General features: G+C 42.1%; 15 protein-coding genes. 8 read left to right on the forward strand and 7 right to left on the reverse strand.

The genetic code is table 11. The annotated features are described in order from the left end of the window. Window positions 1-79 precede the first annotated feature (79 nt). Window positions 80-2527, reverse strand: a complete 2448-nt coding sequence (locus L3J70_00820; protein MCF6234915.1) for an Rne/Rng family ribonuclease — start codon at window positions 2525-2527, stop codon at window positions 80-82. Window positions 2528-3074: 547 nt separating this feature from the next. Here L3J70_00820 and L3J70_00825 point away from each other — a divergent pair. Both L3J70_00825 and L3J70_00830 read left to right on the forward strand, forming a co-directional pair. Beyond that, complete coding sequence (locus L3J70_00825) at window positions 3075-4043, forward strand: RluA family pseudouridine synthase (GenBank protein MCF6234916.1); 969 nt, start codon at window positions 3075-3077, stop codon at window positions 4041-4043. A 104-nt stretch (window positions 4044-4147) separates the two neighbouring features. After that, window positions 4148-5203, forward strand: coding sequence for a S49 family peptidase (locus L3J70_00830; GenBank protein ID MCF6234917.1), 1056 nt, complete (start codon window positions 4148-4150; stop codon window positions 5201-5203). Between the two features lie 85 nt (window positions 5204-5288). Here L3J70_00830 and dapB read toward each other — a convergent pair whose 3' ends face one another. From dapB to grpE, 4 genes are all read right to left on the reverse strand, one after another. Next, window positions 5289-6092, reverse strand: coding sequence for a 4-hydroxy-tetrahydrodipicolinate reductase (dapB, locus tag L3J70_00835; GenBank protein MCF6234918.1), 804 nt, complete (start codon window positions 6090-6092; stop codon window positions 5289-5291). Between the two features lie 3 nt (window positions 6093-6095). Further along, window positions 6096-7229: a molecular chaperone DnaJ gene (dnaJ, locus tag L3J70_00840; protein MCF6234919.1), complete on the reverse strand. Its 1134-nt coding sequence runs from the start codon at window positions 7227-7229 to the stop codon at window positions 6096-6098. Between the two features lie 95 nt (window positions 7230-7324). Then, entirely contained in the window at window positions 7325-9256 is a 1932-nt protein-coding gene (dnaK, locus tag L3J70_00845; GenBank protein ID MCF6234920.1) for a molecular chaperone DnaK, read from the reverse strand. A 121-nt stretch (window positions 9257-9377) separates the two neighbouring features. Continuing rightward, on the reverse strand, window positions 9378-10010 hold the full coding sequence (gene grpE / locus L3J70_00850) for a nucleotide exchange factor GrpE (GenBank protein ID MCF6234921.1): 633 nt from the start codon (window positions 10008-10010) through the stop codon (window positions 9378-9380). A gap of 119 nt (window positions 10011-10129) precedes the next feature. On the opposite strand from grpE, the gene L3J70_00855 reads away from it, so the two are divergent. The 3 genes from L3J70_00855 to L3J70_00865 all read left to right on the forward strand — a co-directional run bounded on the left by L3J70_00855 (window position 10130) and on the right by L3J70_00865 (window position 13204). Beyond that, a complete protein-coding gene (locus L3J70_00855) occupies window positions 10130-11002 on the forward strand; it encodes an NAD(+) kinase (protein ID MCF6234922.1) in 873 nt (290 codons plus the stop codon). 9 nt (window positions 11003-11011) lie between these two features. After that, window positions 11012-12688, forward strand: a complete 1677-nt coding sequence (gene recN, locus L3J70_00860) for a DNA repair protein RecN (GenBank protein MCF6234923.1) — start codon at window positions 11012-11014, stop codon at window positions 12686-12688. A 243-nt stretch (window positions 12689-12931) separates the two neighbouring features. After that, the gene (locus L3J70_00865; protein MCF6234924.1) at window positions 12932-13204 is read left to right on the forward strand and encodes a DUF3579 domain-containing protein; all 273 of its coding nucleotides are present in this window, start codon (window positions 12932-12934) and stop codon (window positions 13202-13204) included. A gap of 63 nt (window positions 13205-13267) precedes the next feature. Here L3J70_00865 and dksA read toward each other — a convergent pair whose 3' ends face one another. Continuing rightward, window positions 13268-13696 (reverse strand): RNA polymerase-binding protein DksA, encoded by a 429-nt coding sequence (dksA, locus tag L3J70_00870; GenBank protein ID MCF6234925.1) that lies wholly within the window; start codon window positions 13694-13696, stop codon window positions 13268-13270. Window positions 13697-13904: 208 nt separating this feature from the next. Here dksA and L3J70_00875 point away from each other — a divergent pair, with 208 nt between their 5' ends. Further along, window positions 13905-16130, forward strand: a complete 2226-nt coding sequence (locus L3J70_00875) for an NADP-dependent isocitrate dehydrogenase (GenBank protein ID MCF6234926.1) — start codon at window positions 13905-13907, stop codon at window positions 16128-16130. 29 nt (window positions 16131-16159) lie between these two features. Here the strand turns inward: L3J70_00875 and smc are convergent, their stop codons facing one another. Then, on the reverse strand, window positions 16160-19684 hold the full coding sequence (gene smc / locus L3J70_00880) for a chromosome segregation protein SMC (protein ID MCF6234927.1): 3525 nt from the start codon (window positions 19682-19684) through the stop codon (window positions 16160-16162). Window positions 19685-19906: 222 nt separating this feature from the next. On the opposite strand from smc, the gene queF reads away from it, so the two are divergent. Beyond that, on the forward strand, window positions 19907-20296 hold the full coding sequence (gene queF, locus L3J70_00885; protein ID MCF6234928.1) for a preQ(1) synthase: 390 nt from the start codon (window positions 19907-19909) through the stop codon (window positions 20294-20296). 18 nt (window positions 20297-20314) lie between these two features. After that, the gene (locus tag L3J70_00890; GenBank protein MCF6234929.1) at window positions 20315-21595 is read left to right on the forward strand and encodes an FGGY-family carbohydrate kinase; all 1281 of its coding nucleotides are present in this window, start codon (window positions 20315-20317) and stop codon (window positions 21593-21595) included. Window positions 21596-21863: the final 268 nt, after the last annotated feature.

Here is a 21863-nt window from a genome sequence, read left to right on the forward strand (position 1 = left end):
TAGCAGTAAGGTTTGGTGTTAAATTTAAATCTTGCAAGCACGGTCACTTGCAAGATTTAAGGAACGGTCACTTTAAAACTTACTTGTCATCATTTGCTGTGCTCGGTGGAGCAGTGGGTGTCTCTTTTTCAGTCTTAGTAGACTTAGGTGTTTTATTTGTTTCATTTCTTGGTTGTGAAATAGACGGCGCAGGCTTCTTAACCTCGCGTTTTGCTTTTGCTGGGGTACGACGCTTAGGTGTCGCTGTCACGTCTGATTTTTTTTTCGTCACTGAGTTTGAAGCCGGTTCAGATTTTTTTTCTTTTTCCTTTGGTGTCGATTTTTTGGGTGCGACTTTCTGTTTTTCTTGAACAGCAACAGGCTTCTTCGAAGTCTCTTTCGGTGGTTCTATCTTGGTGGCGGGTGCCATTTTCTGAGCACTGTCAGTTTCCACTGAGTTTGCTACAGTTTTTGTGGGCGACTCCTGTTCACTATTTGTTGTATTAGTTTTATCGGTTGATGGGTTGCGACGACGGCGACCACCACCACCACGACGACCTCTGCGATTATAGCCTGTACGACTCTCTTCATTCGTACCAGACTCTGGCTGAGCAGACTTATTTTGAATCTCTTTTTTCACACTTTCAGACGTTTGTGTTTCTTTTTCTTTTTCAGTCTGTTGGCCACGCTCAGTGGTTGCTCTATTTGAGGGTCTTTTTTGTTGTGTACCTTTATTTCTATTTGTATTACGTCGCTGACTATTTCCTGTTCGCCCTCGATTGCGTTGATTAGGGCGAGCCGTTGCTTTTCTCTCTGTAGATTCTGCCTCAGATGCCTTGGTTGTATCTTCCTGCTTACTATTACCATCTCCACTAAATAGACCAAAACCAGAAAAAATACGTTTTAAAATCCCTGAGCTTGTACCTTGTGTGGGAGCGGGTCCACTTGGTTTGATTCGACCCACAGCAGGCTTTTCGATTGTGGGTTTTGCAGCAAATGCGCTTGTAATGAGCTCATTTTCTGCAGGTTTAGCGATTTCGTAGCTGGGCATATGAGTTGCGTTTACTGAAGAGCCATCTTGTTTGACTCGGCTCACTTCATAATGGGGTGTTTCCATCGCAGTATTAGGCACCAGAACAACATGTATTTTTTGCCTGGATTCAATGGCTTGAATATCCAGACGCTTTTCATTTAGCAGAAAAGTTGCAACATTGACGGGAACCTGAGTAATAATTTTGGCCGTTCCACCCTTCATCGCCTCTTCTTCAATAACGCGTAATATAGACAACGCTAATGACTCTACATTGCGTACATGGCCACGTCCGGTACAGCGAGGACAAATACTTTGACTATATTCAGCCAGTGAAGAGCGTAGCCGTTGACGAGACATCTCCAGCAATCCAAAGCGGGAGATTCTTCCCACCTGGATTCGCGCACGATCTGGGCGAAGTGCTTCTTTAATACAGCTTTCAACCTCACGTTGATTACGAGCAGGAGTCATATCTATAAAATCAATAACGACTAATCCACCTAAGTCACGGAGGCGTAATTGACGAGCAATTTCTACTGCGGCTTCCATATTGGTTTTAAGAGCCGTTTCTTCAATGTCGCTGCCTTGGGTTGCGCGTCCAGAGTTTATGTCGATTGCGATCAGTGCTTCGGTGTGATCAATAACGATTGCTCCACCAGAAGGCAGTCTAACTTCTGGCTGGAAAACACCTTCAATCTGGCTTTCGATTTGATATCGGGTGAACAGGGGAACTTCATCTGTGTAAAACTTTAATTTGCTCAGGTTTTGCGGCATCACTTGCTGCATAAAGTCACATGCCTCTTGATGAAGTGTTTCATCATCAATCAGAATTTCACCGACATCTTTACTGAGATAGTCTCGAATGGCACGAATAATCAGCTTACTTTCCTGGTAGACCAGAAAAGGGGCGGGGCGGTCTTGTGTGGCGGCTTTAATGGCAGCCCATACACTCACTAGATAATCGAGATCCCATTGAAGTTCTTCTCCACTCTTCCCAACTCCAGCCGTTCTGACGATGAGCCCCATGTCTTCAGGAACAGTCAGTGAACTCAAAACTTCACGCAATTCGTTGCGCTCTTCTCCTGCAATACGACGTGAGACACCGCCCGCTCCTGGATTATTTGGCATTAAGACAAGATAACGACCTGCCAGACTAATATAAGTGGTTAACGCGGCTCCTTTATTGCCTCGCTCTTCTTTATCAATCTGAATGATGATCTCTTGCCCTTCTTGTAGGACATCTTTGATGTGAGGGCGTTTATTATCACCTTGAGGTTCATTGATATAATAGGCAGGAGCCACCTCCTTGATAGGAAGAAAGCCATGACGATCTGCGCCATAATCAACAAAAGCGGCTTCCAGACTAGGCTCTATATGGGTGATTTTGCCCTTGTATATATTAGATTTTTTACGTTCTTTAGCGGGTGTTTCAACATCAAGGTCCGTTAAATGTTGGCCGTCAGCAATTGCAACACGCAACTCTTCTGGCTGAGTCGCGTTTATCAGCATTCTTTTCATTTTAATTTTATCTCTCAATCAAGCGCTCAACCGACTAATTAAATGATTAACGGGAGCGCAGTCTATTTAATATTATATTTATATTGATTCATCAGGGAGAGTATTCACCCTGAAAGTAACTAAACCAATAAATCCCTTTAGTTTAAATTTATCTGTGTGCTCTAAAGAATTTAATTTTTGAAGCTGTCACACCAAACTACTTGGCGCTTTCTAGGCAATAATATTTGGTTTTTTGTTTGCTTTATAATGCCTGCTATAGGAACGTTATTTCGTACACATTCCTTTATATTAGTTTTTCACCGGCTTCTTGTCGTCTGTTCTTAAAGAGGTACACTTCCTGATAAATTGTCAGTTAACGAAAACGTCGTTCAAACTGCATTCTGTCTATCGAGCAATCTTACATATATAATGGTGCTGCTCAATTACAGAATATGGAGCGCATTTTTACCTTTTCAAGCATATATTGCAATAAAAATACAGTATTTTTTATTGATTTATTTTATTTCAGATGAAGTATATTCTATAACATGATGAATTTATTAGATAAATGATCTCAGAAAAAGTATTTAATAATGTGCAGTACATTGAGGTTGGAGAGAAGCATCAGGGACAGCGTATTGACAATTTTCTTTTATGCCAGTTAAAGGGGGTTCCTAAAACGCATATTTATAAAATAGTGCGCAAAGGTGAGGTCAGAGTTAATAAAGGTCGGATCAAGCATGTTTATAAACTTAAACTAGGCGATGTTGTACGAATCCCTCCTGTTCGACACCAAGTCGTCGCTAATAAAAATATTAAACCCAATCAGCATATCTCTGAACAAGTATTGAAAAGTGTGATTTACGAAGATGGTAATTTGCTCGTTTTGAATAAACCGGCTGGAATTGCTGTTCATGGGGGCAGTGGAGTTCAATACGGTATTATTGAAATACTTCGCTCCATTTTTCCTGATGCTCCTTTTTTAGAACTTGTTCATAGGTTGGATCGAGCAACATCCGGTTGTTTAATTATTGCTAAAAATAGGTTGGTTCTTGTCGAGTTACATGAACTATTAAAAGACAATCATGGAATTGAGAAGTGCTACCAGGCTTTGGTTAAAGGGCGTTGGAATCGTGATGAATGCCTTATTGATATTCCGTTAATCAATGATGAGAAGCAACAAGGTGTTCGAGCAGCAAAAAAAGGCGAGAAGGGGAGTAAAGAAGCAAAAACTTCCGTCAAACTGAATAAAAAATTCCGAGAAATGGCGCTGCTGGATATATCGCTTTTAACGGGTCGTACGCACCAAATCCGAGTGCATACCGCATCACTTGGATTCCCTGTTGTTGGGGATGAAAAATATGGAAATTTTTCATTTAACAAGCGTGTTCGAAAAAATGGATTGAAACGAATGTTTTTACATGCTTACTCATTAAAATTCAAGTTGAAACAGACGGAAAAACATTATCACATCGTCGCTCAGTTACCCAAAGAGTTAAAAAATTACTTAACACAACTGAAAAATGAAGAAATTTAAACAATTAGTTTTGACTGAAATGGTACACTAAACGTTTTTACCGTATAACCCTGTAGGTTGTGTTAAATAATGTGACAGGCTAACTCTATATAAAATAAATAAAAATGACTGACAAAATTCCACCACCAACACAAAAAATAGAACCCCCTTGGAATGCAACAGAGAGCAAAGCAAAGCCTGTTGAAAAAAATGGGGTGAAAGTTGATAAAACTGCTAAAAAAGAAGAGCTTTGGGAACGCAATTTGATTAGTCGAGTTGCATTGGCCTCACTTCAAGAGCAGCGACGGGCAAGGCGCTGGGGTATTTTCTTCAAGTCTTTAATGTTTATTTATCTGGCTATAGTACTCATGATATTTGCTTTATCAGGTAAGTTTGGTGGGGGCGGGGGAATCAGTCCAGGCCAACATACTGCGCTTATAGAGGTACGCGGTGTTATTGCTGACAATGCTGAAGCCAGCGCTGATAATTTGATCACAAGTCTGCGATCAGCGTTTGAGAATGAAAACACTGCTGGTATCATTCTACGAATTAACAGCCCTGGTGGCAGCCCAGTACAAGCGGGTTATATCAGTGATGAAATATACCGTCTTCGTGAATTATATCCAGATATCCCTGTGTACGCAGTTATTACCGATATGTGTGCATCGGGAGGTTATTATATTGCCGCCGCTGCAGATAAAATCTATGCAGATAAAGCCAGTATTGTTGGATCCATAGGTGTCTTGATGGATAGTTTTGGCTTTACTGGAGCGATGGAAAAACTAGGGGTTGAACGTCGATTATTAACTGCAGGCGACAACAAAGGGTTTATGGATCCATTCTCACCCGCACGGCCTGAAGATAAGCGACACATAGAAGGTTTGTTAAATAATATTCACCAGCAGTTTATTGATACAGTGAAAAAAGGGCGTGGAGATCGTTTGCAAGAAGGTAATGAAGAACTGTTTAGTGGGCTTGTCTGGACGGGTGAAAAAAGTATAGAGCTTGGCTTAGTTGATGGCTTGGGTAGCAGCAGTTACGTTGCGCGCGAATTGATTGGTGTAGAGCGTATCGAAGATTTTACAAGACATCCAGACTATTTTGAGCAGTTAGCCGAACGCATTGGTGTTTCAATCGCAGAGGTATTAACCGAAACTTATTCAGGATTTCAGCTTAAATAGAAAAGGAGAGGCCGATTTAATTAAATCGGCTTTTTTTACATGCACTCTACTTCGCATAATGTATATTATGTCAAATATAGACGATTTATTTGAGACCCAAAACATCTTGCATATCAAAGAGACCGGGCTCTTTGCCTTTCAACCATATTGCAGCACGAAGTGCTCCGTTTGCAAAAGTCATACGACTGGATGCTTTGTGTGTAATTTCAATTCGTTCACCGATATCGGCAAACATAACGGTATGATCACCCACAATATCTCCAGCACGAACAGTCGAAAAACCAATCGTACGGCGATCACGTTCCTTGCTAATACCTTCACGCCCATAGATAGCGCATTCAGATAAATCGCGACCTAAACTTTCTGCAATCACTTCACCCATGCGAAGTGCTGTTCCAGATGGAGCATCAATTTTATGGCGGTGATGTGCTTCAATAATTTCAATATCAACATCATTACCCAGTACTTGAGCTGCTGTTTTCAATAGTTTTAAACATAAGTTCACACCCACGCTCATATTAGGTGCAAGAATAACTGGGATCTCTTTTGCTGCTAATTTAATGATATCTATTTGATCTGGAGTGAATCCTGTTGTACCAATAACGATACTTTTTCCAGATTTACGGCACACTTCAATATTTTCAAGAGTAATTTCTGGACGGGTGAAATCAATAAGAACATCAAAGTCTTGAACCGCTTTTTGAATTGAATCTTTAATTCTGATATTGAGTGCTCCCACACCCGCGACAATGCCTGCATCAACGCCCAAAGCTTCATTCTGTGAGTGCTCAATCGCAGCACTAAGCTGAGTTTCAGGCGATTGAACACAGGAGTTTATTAAATTTTTCCCCATACGCCCTGCAGCGCCAGTCACCGCAACTTTAATCATAAGTTATGATTTCATCTCTTCAAAAAATTGTTTTACATTATCAAACCAAGACCCCGCTTTAGGGCTATGTTTTCCTCGGCTTCCACCCATGCTCTCTTCAAGATTTTCAAGTAGCTCTTTTTGAGCTTTGTTTAAATTAACTGGTGTTTCTATTGTGACCTTACACAGTAAGTCACCTAGGCGATTATTGTGTACTGACTTAACACCCTTACCTCTCAGCCTGAAAACTTTACCTGTTTGAGTTTCTGAGGGTATTTTCAGTTTTACACGGCCATCCAGTGTCGGTACATCCAGACTCCCGCCTAATGTTGCACTTGAAAAGCTGATCGGCACTTCGCAATAGAGGTCATTCTCTTCGCGAGTAAATATCGGATGCTGGCGTACCCGAATTTGTACATACAGATCCCCAGATGGTGCCCCTGCTCCGCCACCCGCTTCACCTTCGCCAGATAAACGAATACGATCACCCGTATCAACACCTGCCGGTACTTTTACAGAGAGCGTTTTTTGCTTGCTAACACGACCTTGTCCGTAACATGTACCACAAGGATCCGTAATAACTGTGCCTTCACCATGACACTTAGGGCAGGCTTGCTGAATAGAGAAAAAACCTTGTTGCACTCGAACCTGGCCTACCCCACCACATGTCGTACATTTTTTTGGTTTGCTGCCTTTCTTTGCACCGGAACCATTGCAAGTTGAGCAGGGAATCTTTGTAGGGATATTGATTTTGACTGTATTACCGTGAACAGCCTCTTCCAGACTGAGTTCCAAGTTGTAAGCAAGATCCGCTCCGCGTTGCGGCCCTCCTCTGTGTGAATGCCCTCCCCCAGTGCCGCCAAATACATCATCAAAAATATCACTAAAACTAAAGCCTCCTCCCTGAAAGCCACCACCCCCGCCTGCAGATTGATCAACACCCGCATGCCCAAACTGATCATAGGCCGCACGCTTTTGTGCATTATTTAAAATTTCGTAAGCTTCTTTAGCTTCTTTAAATTTTTCTTCCGCCGATTTGTCATCGGGGTTACGGTCAGGGTGGTATTTCATTGCCAAGCGACGATATGCTTTTTTCAGCTCAGCTTCACTGGCATTTCTCTGGACACCAAGAACTTCGTAATAATCCTTTTTTGACATGAGTGATACTTTATTGGTTGGCTATAAACAAGTATAGCCCGAGCGCTAATTTAGCACTCGAGCCATCCCCAAGTTCAGACTTTCAGGTGCGAGATCTATTTTTTATTCTCTTTCACTTCTTCAAATTCAGCGTCAACAACGCTGTCATCCGATTTAGCTTTTTCCTTAGAGCCCTCTACATCACCCTCAGCTCCAGAATCGGGTGTTTTCTGGCTATAAAGGCGCTCTGCCATTTTGGCCGAAGCTTCTGTTAAATCACGAGTTTTTTCCTCAATCTCAGCTTTGTCATCACCTTTCATGGCTTCTTCTAAAGCCTCAATTGCAGTCTCAATACTCTGTTTTTCATCGCCTTCAAGTTTATCTTCACCCAGCTCTTTCATCGATTTTTGTGTTGCGTGAATCATGGTGTCAGCTTGATTCCTTGCATCAACAAGCTCATGTAATTTTCGATCTTCCTCTGCATGGGCTTCGGCATCTTTCACCATTTTTTCAACTTCTTCATCAGAAAGCCCACTGGAAGCCTTTATGATGATGGATTGCTCTTTGCCAGTCGCTTTATCTTTCGCTGATACATTCAGAATTCCATTAGCATCAATATCGAAAGTCACTTCAACTTGTGGTGTACCACGTGCCGCAGGTGGAATATCAGCTAAATCAAAACGCCCCAGTGACTTATTGCCAGAGACCATTTCACGTTCACCTTGCAGTACATGAACCGTCACAGCGGTCTGGTTATCTTCTGCTGTAGAAAATACTTGTGATGCTTTAGTCGGAATCGTCGTATTTTTTTCAATGAGCTTGGTCATCACGCCACCCATTGTTTCGATACCTAACGATAATGGTGTGACATCCAGCAACAACACATCTTTAACTTCACCGCCAAGTACTCCACCCTGAATGGCTGCGCCCATGGCAACGGCTTCGTCTGGATTTACATCTTTTCTAGGCTCTTTACCAAAGAATTCTGCAACCGCTTCTTGAACTTTAGGCATACGGGTTTGGCCACCGACCAAAATAACCTCATCAATTTCTGATGTACTTAACCCAGCATCTTTCAGAGCAATCTGGCATGGTTCAATGGTACGAGCCACTAACTCTTCAACCAATGACTCAAGTTTGGCTCGAGTCAATTTGATGTTCAAATGTTTCGGGCCTGAAGCATCCGCCGTAATATAAGGTAAATTAACATCAGTTTGCTGCGTTGAAGAGAGTTCAATTTTGGCTTTTTCCGCCGCTTCTTTTAAGCGTTGCAGTGCAAGTGGGTCATTGTGCAGGTCAATACCACTATCTTTTTTGAATTCACCAGAGAGGTATTCAATCAAGCGTAAATCAAAATCTTCACCCCCTAGAAAAGTATCACCATTGGTTGCAAGGACTTCAAACGTATGCTCACCATCAATCTCAGCAATTTCAATGATTGAAACGTCAAATGTACCACCACCCAAATCATAAATAGCAACAGTAGCGTTACCATGCTTTTTATCCATTCCATAAGCTAATGCTGCAGCGGTGGGTTCGTTTATAATGCGTTTGACATCAAGACCTGCAATTTTACCCGCATCTTTGGTGGCTTGGCGCTGTGAGTCATTGAAGTAAGCGGGCACAGTGACGACCGCTTCAGTCACCTCTTCACCGAGATAGTCTTCTGCTGTTTTTTTCATTTTCTGCAAAATACGAGCAGAAATTTCTTGAGGGGCTATTTTTTTACCTTGCACTTCAATCCAAGCATCACCATTATCGGCAGCAACGATAGTGTAAGGCACCATTTTAATATCACGCTGAACAACATCATCTTTAAATTTACGACCAATCAGACGTTTAATCGCAAACAGAGTATTTTTAGGGTTGGTAACAGATTGGCGTTTTGCCGATTGTCCAACCAACACTTCACCATCATCTGCAAATGCGACAATTGATGGTGTGGTGCGATCACCTTCACTATTTTCGATGACTTTGCTTTTACCATCTTCCATTACAGATACGCAGGAATTTGTTGTTCCTAAGTCAATACCAATAATTTTACCCATTGTTTTTTCTCCGTTCGTTCGTGCTTTATTTTGGAAAATAAATTAAATTCAGGATCGTGATTTTTATAACCTCTGATCCTGATTCGTGTTGAATTGAATAATTGGGGCGTTTGAAATTTTTTCAAGCCATTTCATCAATTTCTGTGTTTTCTTTATTGTCAGGAACTTTTTGTGATACCACCACCATGGCAGGTCGTAGTAACCGACGATTTAGCAAGTACCCTTTTTGAAACACATTGAGCACGGTGTTCGGTTCAACATCAGCACTTGGTTGCATTGACATTGCTTGATGGTGCTCAGGGTTAAATTTTTCCCCTACAGCATCAACCTCTTCAATTTTGAATTTTTTAAATGCTGAATCCAGTATATTCAAAGTTAGAGCGATACCGTCCTGTATTTTTTTGAGCGTTTCATCTGCATCGCTGTCAGTGGCGGCCGCAGCGCCTAACTCCAGACTATCTTTAACGGGAAGTAGTTCCAGTGCGAATTTTTCCAGAGCAAATTTATGAGCGCTCTCCAGATCACGAGCCGTACGGCGTTTAATATTTTCCTGATCAGCTTGTGAGCGAAGTAATTTATTCCAGTTTTCTTCAGCTTTGCTTTCGGCTTTTTCCAGCTTTTCTTGTAAAATATCAAGTTCACTGCCACCCTCGCTTGAACACTCTTCTGGCAAAAATTCATCTGCAGCATGATTTTCGATTTCAGCAGATTTTTCTGTTGAATTATTCGAAGAGTTCTTATCTTCGTTGTTCATCTTTATCTATCTCCAATCAATTAACTAAAATCACACCATCACTATGGGGGAAGGTTGGCAAATTTCAAGGTGCTATGGTAAGTTTGGCAGGCTCCTAGAAGCAACTAGAACGGGAAAACATGAAACGCTCGGCATTTGACATTATTGGCCTGATAGGCAAAAGAAACGATCCTAAAGTACAGGAAACTGCCCAGCTACTTGGGGCTTTTTTAAAAGAACAAAACCTCCATATTCTAGTGGATGAAACAATTGCTGAAATCTCTTCAGCGTTGAATGTTGACTCTGTTTCGCGAGAGACCATTGGTGAACAAAGTGATCTGATTGTTGTTATTGGAGGGGATGGCACGCTGCTTTGCGCTGCGCGCGCATTGATTGATTACAATATTCCTATCGTAGGAATTAATCTTGGGCGACTTGGCTTTTTGGTTGATATTTCATCAACCGAAGTGATTGCTGGCATAAAAGAGATTCTTCAAGGTAACTATTTTGAGGAGGCGCGTTGTGCATTGCAGTTTTCTGTTTATCGAGATGAAAAAATTCTCTGTGAAGGTGTTGCACTCAATGATGTCGTCATTCACAAATGGAACATGGCTCGAATGATTGAGCTGGAAACTCTTATTGATGGACGCTATGTTAATACCCAGCGCTCTGACGGTTTGATTATTTCCACGCCGACTGGGTCAACCGCTTATGCATTATCGGGCGGCGGCCCCATTCTTTATCCGACGCTTAACGCAATGGCTTTAGTACCAATTTGTCCGCATACTCTGAGCAACCGCCCTATTGTTATTTCGGGTGACAGTAATATTGAGATTATAGTGACACCTGAAGATCAAGAGCATGTCCAGATCACATGGGATGGGCAAAACAGCTACAATTTAAAATCTAACGATCGAGTTAACATTCGAAAATACTTGCATGGCATCAAACTTATTCACCCAGAAGAACATGATCATTACGAAGTGCTCCGAGCAAAATTGCGTTGGGGGTAAATGCAGAATATGTTAGAACATATTCAAATTCGTGATTTCACAATCATTAATCAACTGGAGCTGTCATTCAAAGAAGGTTTGACAGTCATGACGGGGGAAACCGGTGCCGGAAAATCAATACTCATTGATGCGCTCGGGTTGATTCTGGGTGACCGTGCCGATCCAGGTATGATTCGTCATGGCTGCCAACGCGCAGAAATTTGTGCAGAATTTTCTATTGCTTCAGATTCAGCACCCGCTGAGTGGCTTTCTCAATATGAATTTGACCAGTCGGGTGAATGTTTGATTCGTCGCATCTTATCAAAAACAGCACGATCAAAAGCTTATATAAATGGTCGGATGATCCCTCTTAACCAGCTCAGGGAGTTTGGCAGTTTGCTTGTCGATATTCATGGTCAACATGAACATCAATCACTGATGCAGCTCGAAAAACAAGGGGACATTCTTGATACTTATGCAGGTAATAGTGATCTGGTCAAGAAACTTATATTGACCTGTAAACACTGGAACTCACTACAGCAACAGCTCGAATCATTACGCCAAAAAAATGAAGAGCGTAATGCAAAATTTGAACTGTTGAGTTATCAGGTCAAAGAGCTTGATGATCTTGATTTAGCCCCCAATGAACTTCAGAAACTTGACGAGCAACATAAGCGCTTAGCCAATGCAAACCGTTTGCGTCTTGGTGTTCAAACGCTTTTGGAGCAATTACATGACAGCGATGAGCATTCAATCACTCAGCAGTTATCGCAGCATGTAACCTCACTTGGGCAGCTCACAGAGATGGATAATAAACTGACAGTGGCTAATGAACAGCTAAGTAGCATATCACTGCAACTGCAAGAGATGACGAATGATCTTCGACACTACCTAGATGGATTAGAGATTAATCCCGAAGAGTTACAGTCAATTGAACAACGTTTGGCTGATATTTTTGATATTGCACGCAAACACCATGTTCCCACACAAAAGTTAGTCGAGCTGCATCAAACTTTAAAGCAAGAGCTCTTTGAGCTTGGTGACCTGGAAAGCCAAGCAGAGAAAATTGAAGGTGAAATAAAAGCAGCTAAAACAGAGTATCATCAACATGCATTAAAATTAAGTGAAAATCGCAAAAAATCTGCTGAAACACTGGTTTTTCATGTGAACAAAAAAATGCAGCAACTTGGAATGCCACACGGCTATATTGAAATCTGTTTTACCTCTATTGAAAAACAGCCCTCCCCTTCTGGTTTAGAAAAAATTGAATTTTTTGTTGTAACAAATCCGGGGCAGCCATTAAAACCATTAACAAAAGTAGTTTCTGGTGGTGAGCTATCTCGTATTAGCCTGGCCATTCAGGTATCGCTTTCAAATAATGCCAGTGTTGAGACGATGATTTTCGATGAAGTTGACGTGGGGATTGGTGGTGGCGTGGCTGAAGTGGTGGGTCAACAATTGCGTGCGCTGGGTAAGAACCGGCAGATTCTGTGTGTGACACACCTACCGCAAGTAGCCGCATTAGGAGAGAATCATTTTCAAGTTAATAAAACATCCGAATCAGACAGCACCCATACCACTATTATTGAGCTGAAAAATGAATCCCGCATTGAAGAAATTTCACGCATGCTGGGGGGTATCACGATTACTGGGCAAACACTCGCCCATGCCGAAGAGATGATTGCGACTGCACAGCGTATAAAATAGGCGTTGGCCTTCAAATGATGTGCATGTTAAGCTCCGCCGCCTTGTAGGCCACTGAATTCTATTTTTGTGATGGATCAGACTAAAATGACTCTCTTTTGAGACGCTATAGGGGGAGTATCTGCCTTGATGAGCAGAATCTCTCAGTAGAGTTTATTAAAAAGAAAGGTTATTAAAATTATGCTAGCGACAGCAAGAAGAGTAGATGATGTAGTCCGTAATGGTAAAAGAGATTCTATACCTGTAATGTCAAAAAAATACAATCAAATCATTATTGAAGGTGTCAGGGAGGATGGTAGCAAATTTCGTCCCAGCGACTGGGCTGAAAGATTATCTACCACTCTTGCACAGTTTGGTTCAGATCATCGCTTGCACTATGCCAAAGGGGTTCAACCCGTTATAAGGAATGGAATTAAATGTATTGTGATTGATGCTGATCTGGAAACAAACAATCCATCGGCCTATCGTTACATTATTGAGTTTTCTAACGCCAATAATTTACGAAAATATGAAAAATAAGTGCCATTAAAGACCCCTTGGTATGCTTTACCAAGGGGAGTTACTATAATTTTTAGATTGATCTCAACCTCTTAGCTGTTTTTCTCGAATCTCATCCAAAACTTTGCAATCAATACATTTTTCAGCTGTAGGGCGTGCCTCTAAACGGCGAATACCAATGTCCTCGCCACATGACTCGCAAAACCCATAATCACCACTGTCCAGAGAGTTGAGTGCGCTATCAATTTTTTTAATTAATTTTCGTTCACGATCACGAGTACGCAGCTCCATGGAAAACTCTGCCTCTTGAGAGGCTCGATCATTTGGGTCTGGAAAATTTGCAGCCACATCTTGCATATGATGAACTGTACGGTCAACTTCTTCCATGAGCTCTTGACGCCATGCTTCTAGAATTTCACGAAAATGTTGAACCTGACGGCTCTCCATATACTCTTCGTGACTCTCCTCTTGATAGGGTACAAACCCTTTAAAATCAGTCAACGCTGAAGCCATTATAGATGTTCCTCTTAACTCTAATTAAGGTTATCTTGAAATCAGGGCGGCACTTATACCAAAAATATTTACTAATCGCAAACCCTATATACTTTTTATTTATCGTATTGTTATCGAATAGAGTTGAAAAATATTTAGTTCAGTGAAAGGTCTATCTGGTAAAATAAGGTGTTTTTTTCAATATTTAATTATTAATAAGGAAGTACGCATGACAGAGAAGGCAAAGATTATCTATACGCTAACGGATGAAGCCCCCGCTCTAGCAACCTGTTCATTTCTTCCGATAGTAAAAGCATTTGCTAATGCTGCAAATGTTGTAATCGAAAGCCGTGATATCTCTTTGTCTGGACGAATTATTGCCAACTTTCCTGAATATTTGAAAGAAGAGCAACGTATCGGGGATGCATTAACTGAGCTGGGGCAACTGGCCAAAAAGCCTGAAGCAAATATTATTAAGTTACCCAATATCAGTGCATCAATACCTCAATTATGTGATGCTATTAAAGAGTTACAAATGCATGGCTATGCTGTGCCAGACTACCCTGCTACAGCCCAAAGTGATGAAGAAAAGACCATTAAATCAACGTACGCTAAAGTGTTGGGCAGTGCTGTGAACCCTGTGTTACGTGAAGGCAATTCCGACCGTCGTGCGCCCCTGTCAGTTAAAAATTATGCGAAAAAAAACCCTCATTCAATGGGCGCCTGGTCTGCCGACTCAAACTCCTGTGTATCCCATATGTCAGAAGGTGATTTTTACAGTTCGGAAAAGTCTGTAACTATTTCTGAAGCCTCCGAATACAAAATTGAGTTTGTTGGAAGCGATGGCTCAGTTAATGAATTAAAGGCCACATCGCCATTGCTTGCAGGAGAAGTGATTGATACTGCTGTGATGAGCCAAAAATCCCTGCACGACTTTTTAAGCGAAGCCATTGATGAAGCTAAAGCGCGGGGTGTTTTATTTTCACTGCACCTGAAAGCAACCATGATGAAGGTGTCCGACCCTATTATTTTTGGTGCAACTGTTTCCGTATTTTTTAAAGAGGTGTTTAATAAACATGCTGACATCTTTGCTGAGCTGGGTGTCAATCCTAATAATGGTTTAGGGGACGTATACAGCAAGATCCAATCTTTAGCGGCAGATAAACAAACTGAAATTGAAGATGATTTGAATGCTGTGATGGAAGCCAAGGCAGATATTGCCATGGTTGATTCTGATAAAGGTATCACTAACTTGCATGTTCCCAGTGATGTGATTGTTGATGCATCAATGCCAGCAATGATTCGTAGCTCAGGCAAAATGTGGAATAAAATGGGCAAACAACAAGATACAATGGCCGTTATTCCTGACCGTTGTTATGCAGGTATCTATCAGGAAACCATCAACTTTTGCAAAGAACATGGTGCCTTTGACCCAACGACTATGGGAACGGTGCCAAATGTAGGGTTGATGGCACAAAAAGCAGAAGAGTATGGTTCTCATGATAAGACATTTCAAATGTCTGGCCAGGGTGTGGTTCGTATTGTTGATTACAATAACACTGTTCTGATGGAGCAAACTGTTTCAGAAGGCGATATTTTTCGGATGTGCCAGGTAAAAGATGCACCGATTCAGGACTGGGTGAAATTGGCTGTTAACCGTGCACGAGCCACTCACCTTCCTGCAATTTTTTGGCTGGATGAAAATAGAGCTCATGATGCAGAAATCATCAAAAAAGTTAGCCAATATTTGAAAGATCATGATACGCATGGATTGGATATTCGAGTGATGCCTTCCAGAAAGGCGATCCGTTTCACTCTGGAGCAAATCAAAAAAGGCAAAGATGTTATTTCAGTCACGGGTAACGTCTTGCGCGATTACCTCACAGATCTGTTTCCTATTCTGGAGTTAGGCACCTCTGCAAAAATGCTCTCTATTGTTCCGTTGATGAACGGAGGTGGCCTGTTTGAAACCGGCGCGGGTGGATCTGCGCCCAAGCATGTTCAGCAGTTCGTCTTAGAAAATCATTTGCGTTGGGACTCTCTCGGTGAGTTTCTGGCATTAGCCGCCTCTTTTGAGCATTTGGCTGTGAACTTCAAGAATACTAAAGCACAATTGTTGGCCAGCACTCTGGATGAGGCGACAGGCCGACTCCTTGGTAACAATAAATCTCCATCACGTAAAGTCGGCGAGTTGGATAACCGTGGCAGTCACTTTTATCTCGCCATGTATTGGGCGCAAGCGTTAGCGGCGCAAACTATAGATGCTGAGCTTAAAGCTCACTTTGAACCACTGGCTGAAGCATTGACCGTGAATGAAAATAAAATTATTGCCGAGTTAAATAGTAAGCAAGGGCACGCAGTGGATCTGCAAGGGTATTATCATCCAAGTGCAAAAATAGCTTCAAGTGTGATGCGTCCAAGTACGACTTTTAACAAATGCATTGCTATGACTTAATGAGGAGTTTTCTAGCTCCCTAATCCCGATTAACCTTCAATCATATCTAATGCTTCATTCACATCAACAGCAACGAGGCGTGATACACCGGGCTCATGCATTGTGACCCCCATTAAGTGCTCTGCAATTTCCATGGTGATTTTATTGTGCGAGATAAATATAAACTGAACTTGCTCTGACATCTCTTTCACGACCTTGCAAAAGCGACCCACATTAGCATCATCCAGTGGTGCATCGACTTCGTCCAGCATGCAAAAAGGAGATGGGTTAATTTCAAATATTGCAAAAACCAATGCCACAGCCGTCAGCGCTTTTTCACCCCCAGAGAGCAGATGAATTGTACTGTTTCGTTTGCCGGGTGGACGCGCCATAATGGTCACACCGGTACTCAACAAATCTTCACCTGTTAATTCCAGATAGGCTTCTCCCCCACCGAATAGTCGAGGAAAAAATGACTTTAGACCGTGGTCAACCTTATCGTACGTCTCTTTGAAGCGAACTCGTGTTTCGCGGTCAATTTTATGAATCGCACTTTCAAGGGTATCCAGTGCAGTATTCAGATCATTTTGCTGGTCAACAAGATATTGCCAACGTATCGTTTGCTCTTTACATTCATCAATGGCTGCAAGATTTACTACGCCTAATTTATTAATAGACGCAGTCACTTGATCAATACTTGTTTTCCAGACAGATTCCTGAGCATCTTCTGGCATCGTATCGCTGAGCATTTCCATATCAAAGTGGCTCTCTCCCACCTGCTCAACCAAAGTCTGACAACGTACACTTAAAGCTTGCCAATCCATACGTAATTTTTCAAGATCGCTACGTACTTTCTGAGATTTTTGTTCTACAACTTGTCGCTGTTTTTCGGTTTCACGAACCTCATGCTCTAGTTTTTCTTTTAAGATGCGCGCTGATTGCAGGCGAGTTTCAATATCGAGCTGTTTTTTGAGTGAATTTTCAAGCTGCTCTTTTAGCTCTAAACCGGATTCTTCATTCCCTAAAAAATTCTTAAGCTCCTTGCAACGTAGCTCTAGTCGTACCAACTGAGACTGCATTCGATCCAGGCTATTTTGTGTTGATTGTTGTTGTGTGTTGAGTGACTGTATTTGTAACGCAACTTTATGTACAACATCTTTATGGGCGCGTGCCTGGTGTCGATGCTGATCCAGATTTTGTTTGAGTCTGTCGCGTTGTGATTCCAGTTCAGCGCGTTTTTCAGTGTGATGCTCTGTCAGCACAAGGGTTTGATTTAAACGCGTTGTAACTGAACTGGTCTCTTCTGTTTCATTAGAGAGTTGCTCATGAAGTTCTTCCAGCTCCTGAATCGCTTGAACTTGTTGCACTTTCATCTGGGCTGAACGTGCCTGTTTTGCGCTCAGTTGTGCATCTAATTGACCTTGACGCATCTGAATATTTTGTAAGGTAGCCTGAGCACTTTCCCGCTCATCTTCATACTTTTTTAGTGCTTTATTGCTTTGCTTCAGTCTGTATTGGTACTTTTCTACCAACACTTTAAGTTCAGATATTTGTTGGTAAAGCGCCTTGAGCTCTTGCTCCCTGATGAGCACCCCACTTTTCTCATCACTCTCTTTTGAAATTCGCAACCAATCCACGCCTAACCAGATGCCCGACTGAGTGATGATGGATTCCCCCGCATTTAACTCAGAGCGCAAAGTGAGTGCATCTTCAAGTGAATCGACAGCATAAACTCCTGTGAGTAATCCATCCAAAGGCCAATTTGCTTGTATTTTTCCTAATAACGGTGTTGATAACGTAGCAGTCTCACTCTTTTGTTGCGTGGTCGTGTTTGTTTCAAACAGTCCGAGCACACCTGTTTTCAGTGCGTCAAGATAAGGAGTCAATTTCTCAAACTCATCCACGCAGACCGCTTCCAGATGTATGCCGAGAACAGTTTCTAATGCAGATTCCCAGCCACTTTCAATTTCAATACCTTCAGCCAGTCGAGTTGCGTTTTGCAGATTTTTTTGCTCTAACCAATGGCGGGTTGTACCTTCACCATTGCTCTTATTCTTACCGAGTGCAGCTTGTTGTAACGCTTCCAGAGAGGAGATGCGCCCTTGTGCACTTTGTAGTGCGATACGCTCTTCATCAAGTTGCAGGCCGAATTGTTGACTATATTCACGCTGAACTACAATCTGCTCACGATGTGATTGTAGCCGCTCTTTGTGCTGAACAATCTCATCATCAAGCAACAATTTTTCCTGTTGCAACAGTCCAATATCATGCTCCAGACTGTCAGGAACCAGATTCAATAACACCTCTTCCAGCCGGGTTTTTCGAAGTTTTGATTGTGTGATTTGTTGCTCAAGCCGTTGAAGGTGTGTTCGCTCAACTTCAACACGCCTGACATCGTCAGCCACATTACGATTAAATTCATCCCAAGACTGCTGCCATTGCTGCATCATTGATTCAATTTCTGCTTGTTTCGCAGAAGATTCTTGCTCTGCAGTTCGGGCGGCAACCTGCTGGGGTTGAATAGCCTCTAGCTGTTGTGTGAACTGCATCATCTGTTCCTGGTCATTTTTTTGGTGTGTCAAAGCTTCCTGAAAAGTATGTTCGGCAGTCACTAGGTCAGATTGTTGCTGTTGTAACTTTTCATTGACGTGTTGAACGGCTTGCTCTAAGCGAGCAATTTCAGCACCCGCACCATAAAAATCACCTTGAATCTGATTAAAAGCATCAGATGCTTTAACATGTTCATTACGTATTTTTTCAATGTGGGTTTCAGTGTTGCGCAACTGGGTAATTTCAGCTTCCATCTCAAGCGCTTTAGTTTTAACTTGAGTGTCTGTATCAGTGAGTTGCTGCTGCTGATTAATCAGTTTCAAAGCAATCAATTGGGCTTTCAATAAACGCTCTTTTTCTTTAAGTGATTTGTAACGTTCAGCGATATGAGACTGCCGTTTTAAAACCTGAATTCGTTTATCAAGTTCATCGACTAAATCATTAATACGTAAAATATTTTCACGGGTATTTTTGATTCGATTTTCAGTTTCCCGCCGCAGCTCTTTATATTTTGAAATGCCCGCCGCTTCTTCAATAAAGGTACGTAGGTCATCAGGCTTGGCTTCAATAAAGCGTGAAATCATGCCTTGCTCTATGATGGAATAACTACGAGGCCCCAAGCCCGTGCCGAGAAATATGTCGGTAATGTCACGTCGCCGACAACGTGTGCCATTGAGTATGTAATTCGATTTTCCATCACGATTTATCTGACGTTTGACAGAAATTTCACTGTAGTTTGCATATTGGCCACCCATCATGCCTTGCCGATTATCAAAAGTCAGCTCAATAGAAGCCTGTCCAACAGGCTTGCGCCCAGATGAGCCATTGAAAATAACATCAGCCATGGATTCACCGCGCAACTGCTTGGCAGAACTCTCTCCCATCACCCAGCGTACGGCATCAATAATATTCGATTTGCCACAACCATTGGGCCCAACAACACACACCAGATTACTGGGAAATGGTACGATCGTTGGATCAACAAAGGATTTGAACCCGGCGAGTTTTATTTTTTTTAGGCGCATAGCACACAAAGAGTACCGTCTGGCGCACCTTCTTTCAAGTTATAAAAGCAAGAAATTTATCCAACCATTAACTTTAATAAAAAATTATAATTAATTGTTTTTACTTGTATTTTTAAAAATTTTTAAGTGATCAATTCAAGCCGCATCCTTGTCAACAGTTTGCAACATCCATTCTCTGCGTCATAATGCAGCGCTTTCATTCAACAAGCAGTCTTTTTAGATATGTCCACACGACCCAGTAAAAAACTCGAAACCTTTGAAAACCCAATGCCGGAGCGTGACTACACGATCCGTATTGATGTGCCTGAATTCACCTGTCTCTGCCCTAAAACAGGTCAGCCTGATTTTGCAACACTGAAGCTTGAATACGTCGCAGATCAAAAGTGTATTGAACTGAAATCGTTGAAAATGTACGTCTGGTCTTTCCGTGAAGAAGGTGCTTTTCATGAAAAGGTCACGAATGACATTCTAAATGACCTTGTTCGTGCTTGTGAGCCACGCTTCATGCGCTTGACAGCTGACTTTAATGTGCGTGGTGGAATTTACACCTCTGTAGTTGCAGAACATAAAGCAGATCACTGGGTATCACCGCAAGCGATTACTTTGCCATGACTTAATCAGAGCTTCCCTATGAATCTGTTTCTTGGTATTGATCTCGGCACATCAGGATGTCGAGGTATTGTGATTGATAGTAATCATCAAATTCAAGCCCAAGCGAATACATCAATCCCTGCTCCTGTACAACGAGGTTCAACCATAGAACAAGATCCAGTTCTATGGTGGGATTCTGTGTGCCGTGTTCTGCACTCATTGCAAAGCAAGATTTCAATGCAAAATATTCGGGCAATTGCTGTTGATGGCACGTCAGGCACGTTACTCACAGTCGATGAATACGGTACGCCACTTAATGCCGCATTAATGTACAACGATATTCGCAGTATTGAAGAAGCTTCTCTGATTAAAAAGTGGGCTCCACCACAAAGTGGTGCGCATGGCGCATCATCCAGCCTCGCAAAATTTCTATGGATGCAACGCAATAACAGATTAAATAACGTCAGACGCGTATTACACCAAGCCGACTGGATTGCTGGCAAACTGATTGGAGTATTCAAGTTCAGTGATGAAAACAGCGCACTTAAGCTCGGATTTGATCCGCTCACAGGAGCTTGGCCTGACTGGTTAAATCAGTTGAATATTAATCGAAAATTGCTTCCTGAAATCGTTCCACGTGGCACAAACGTTAAAGTAGTTTCTCGAAAGGCAATTAACCGTTTTGGATTTAACGATGAAACTCAAGTAGTTGCAGGGACAACTGACAGTATTGCTGCAACACTGGCAACGGATGCACACTGCATCGGTGATGCCGTTACATCACTGGGTTCAACGCTGGTTTTAAAAGTTTTTACTCAAACGCCAATCAGTGCACCTGAGTATGGAGTATACAGCCATCGAATGGGTCATTTGTGGTTGGCGGGTGGAGCCTCTAATAGTGGAGGTGCAGTGCTGAAAAAATATTTTACGATTGATCAACTCAATAAAATGACTCAAAAAGTGAGGCCTGAGAAACCCACTCATTTGAACTATTATCCCCTTCCCTGTGATGGCGAACGTTTTCCGGTCAATGATCCTGATAAAAAACCTAAGCTCTTGCCACGACCCGAAAGTGACACTCTATTTTTTCAGGGAATTCTGGAAGGTATCGCACAAATTGAAAAGCGAGGCTATGAATTACTCGCTGAACTCGGCGCGCCCTACCCTACATCAATAAAAACTACGGGGGGTGGCGCAAGCAACCCCGCCTGGAGACAGATCCGAAGTCATATGCTGGGTGTGCCTGTACTGGAAGCAACACAAAATGAAGCCGCCTATGGCGCAGCACTGCTCGCATTGCGCGCCACTTCTCAAAAATGAAATAAAATTCATCTCAAACATTGCTTTTTACCCATAAAAGTAAGTACGATATAAGCCATAATAAAAACTTGCAGTAGTTACGGATTTGGCAAGTAATAATCGGGCGCAGCCAAGAGTGGCAATTTGGCCCAGGGAGTTGTCGAAGGAATGCAGTATCGACTACGGAACTGGGAGTGAGACTTTCCATATTCTCATTTCATGCAGTGCTACCATGCGCTGCTTAAATGATCTCGATACTCTTTCGACACTTCTCGCATAAAATGACTTG

The sequence above is a fragment of the Gammaproteobacteria bacterium genome (assembly GCA_021648145.1).
Taxonomy (GTDB): domain Bacteria; phylum Pseudomonadota; class Gammaproteobacteria; order JAADGQ01; family JAADGQ01; genus S141-38.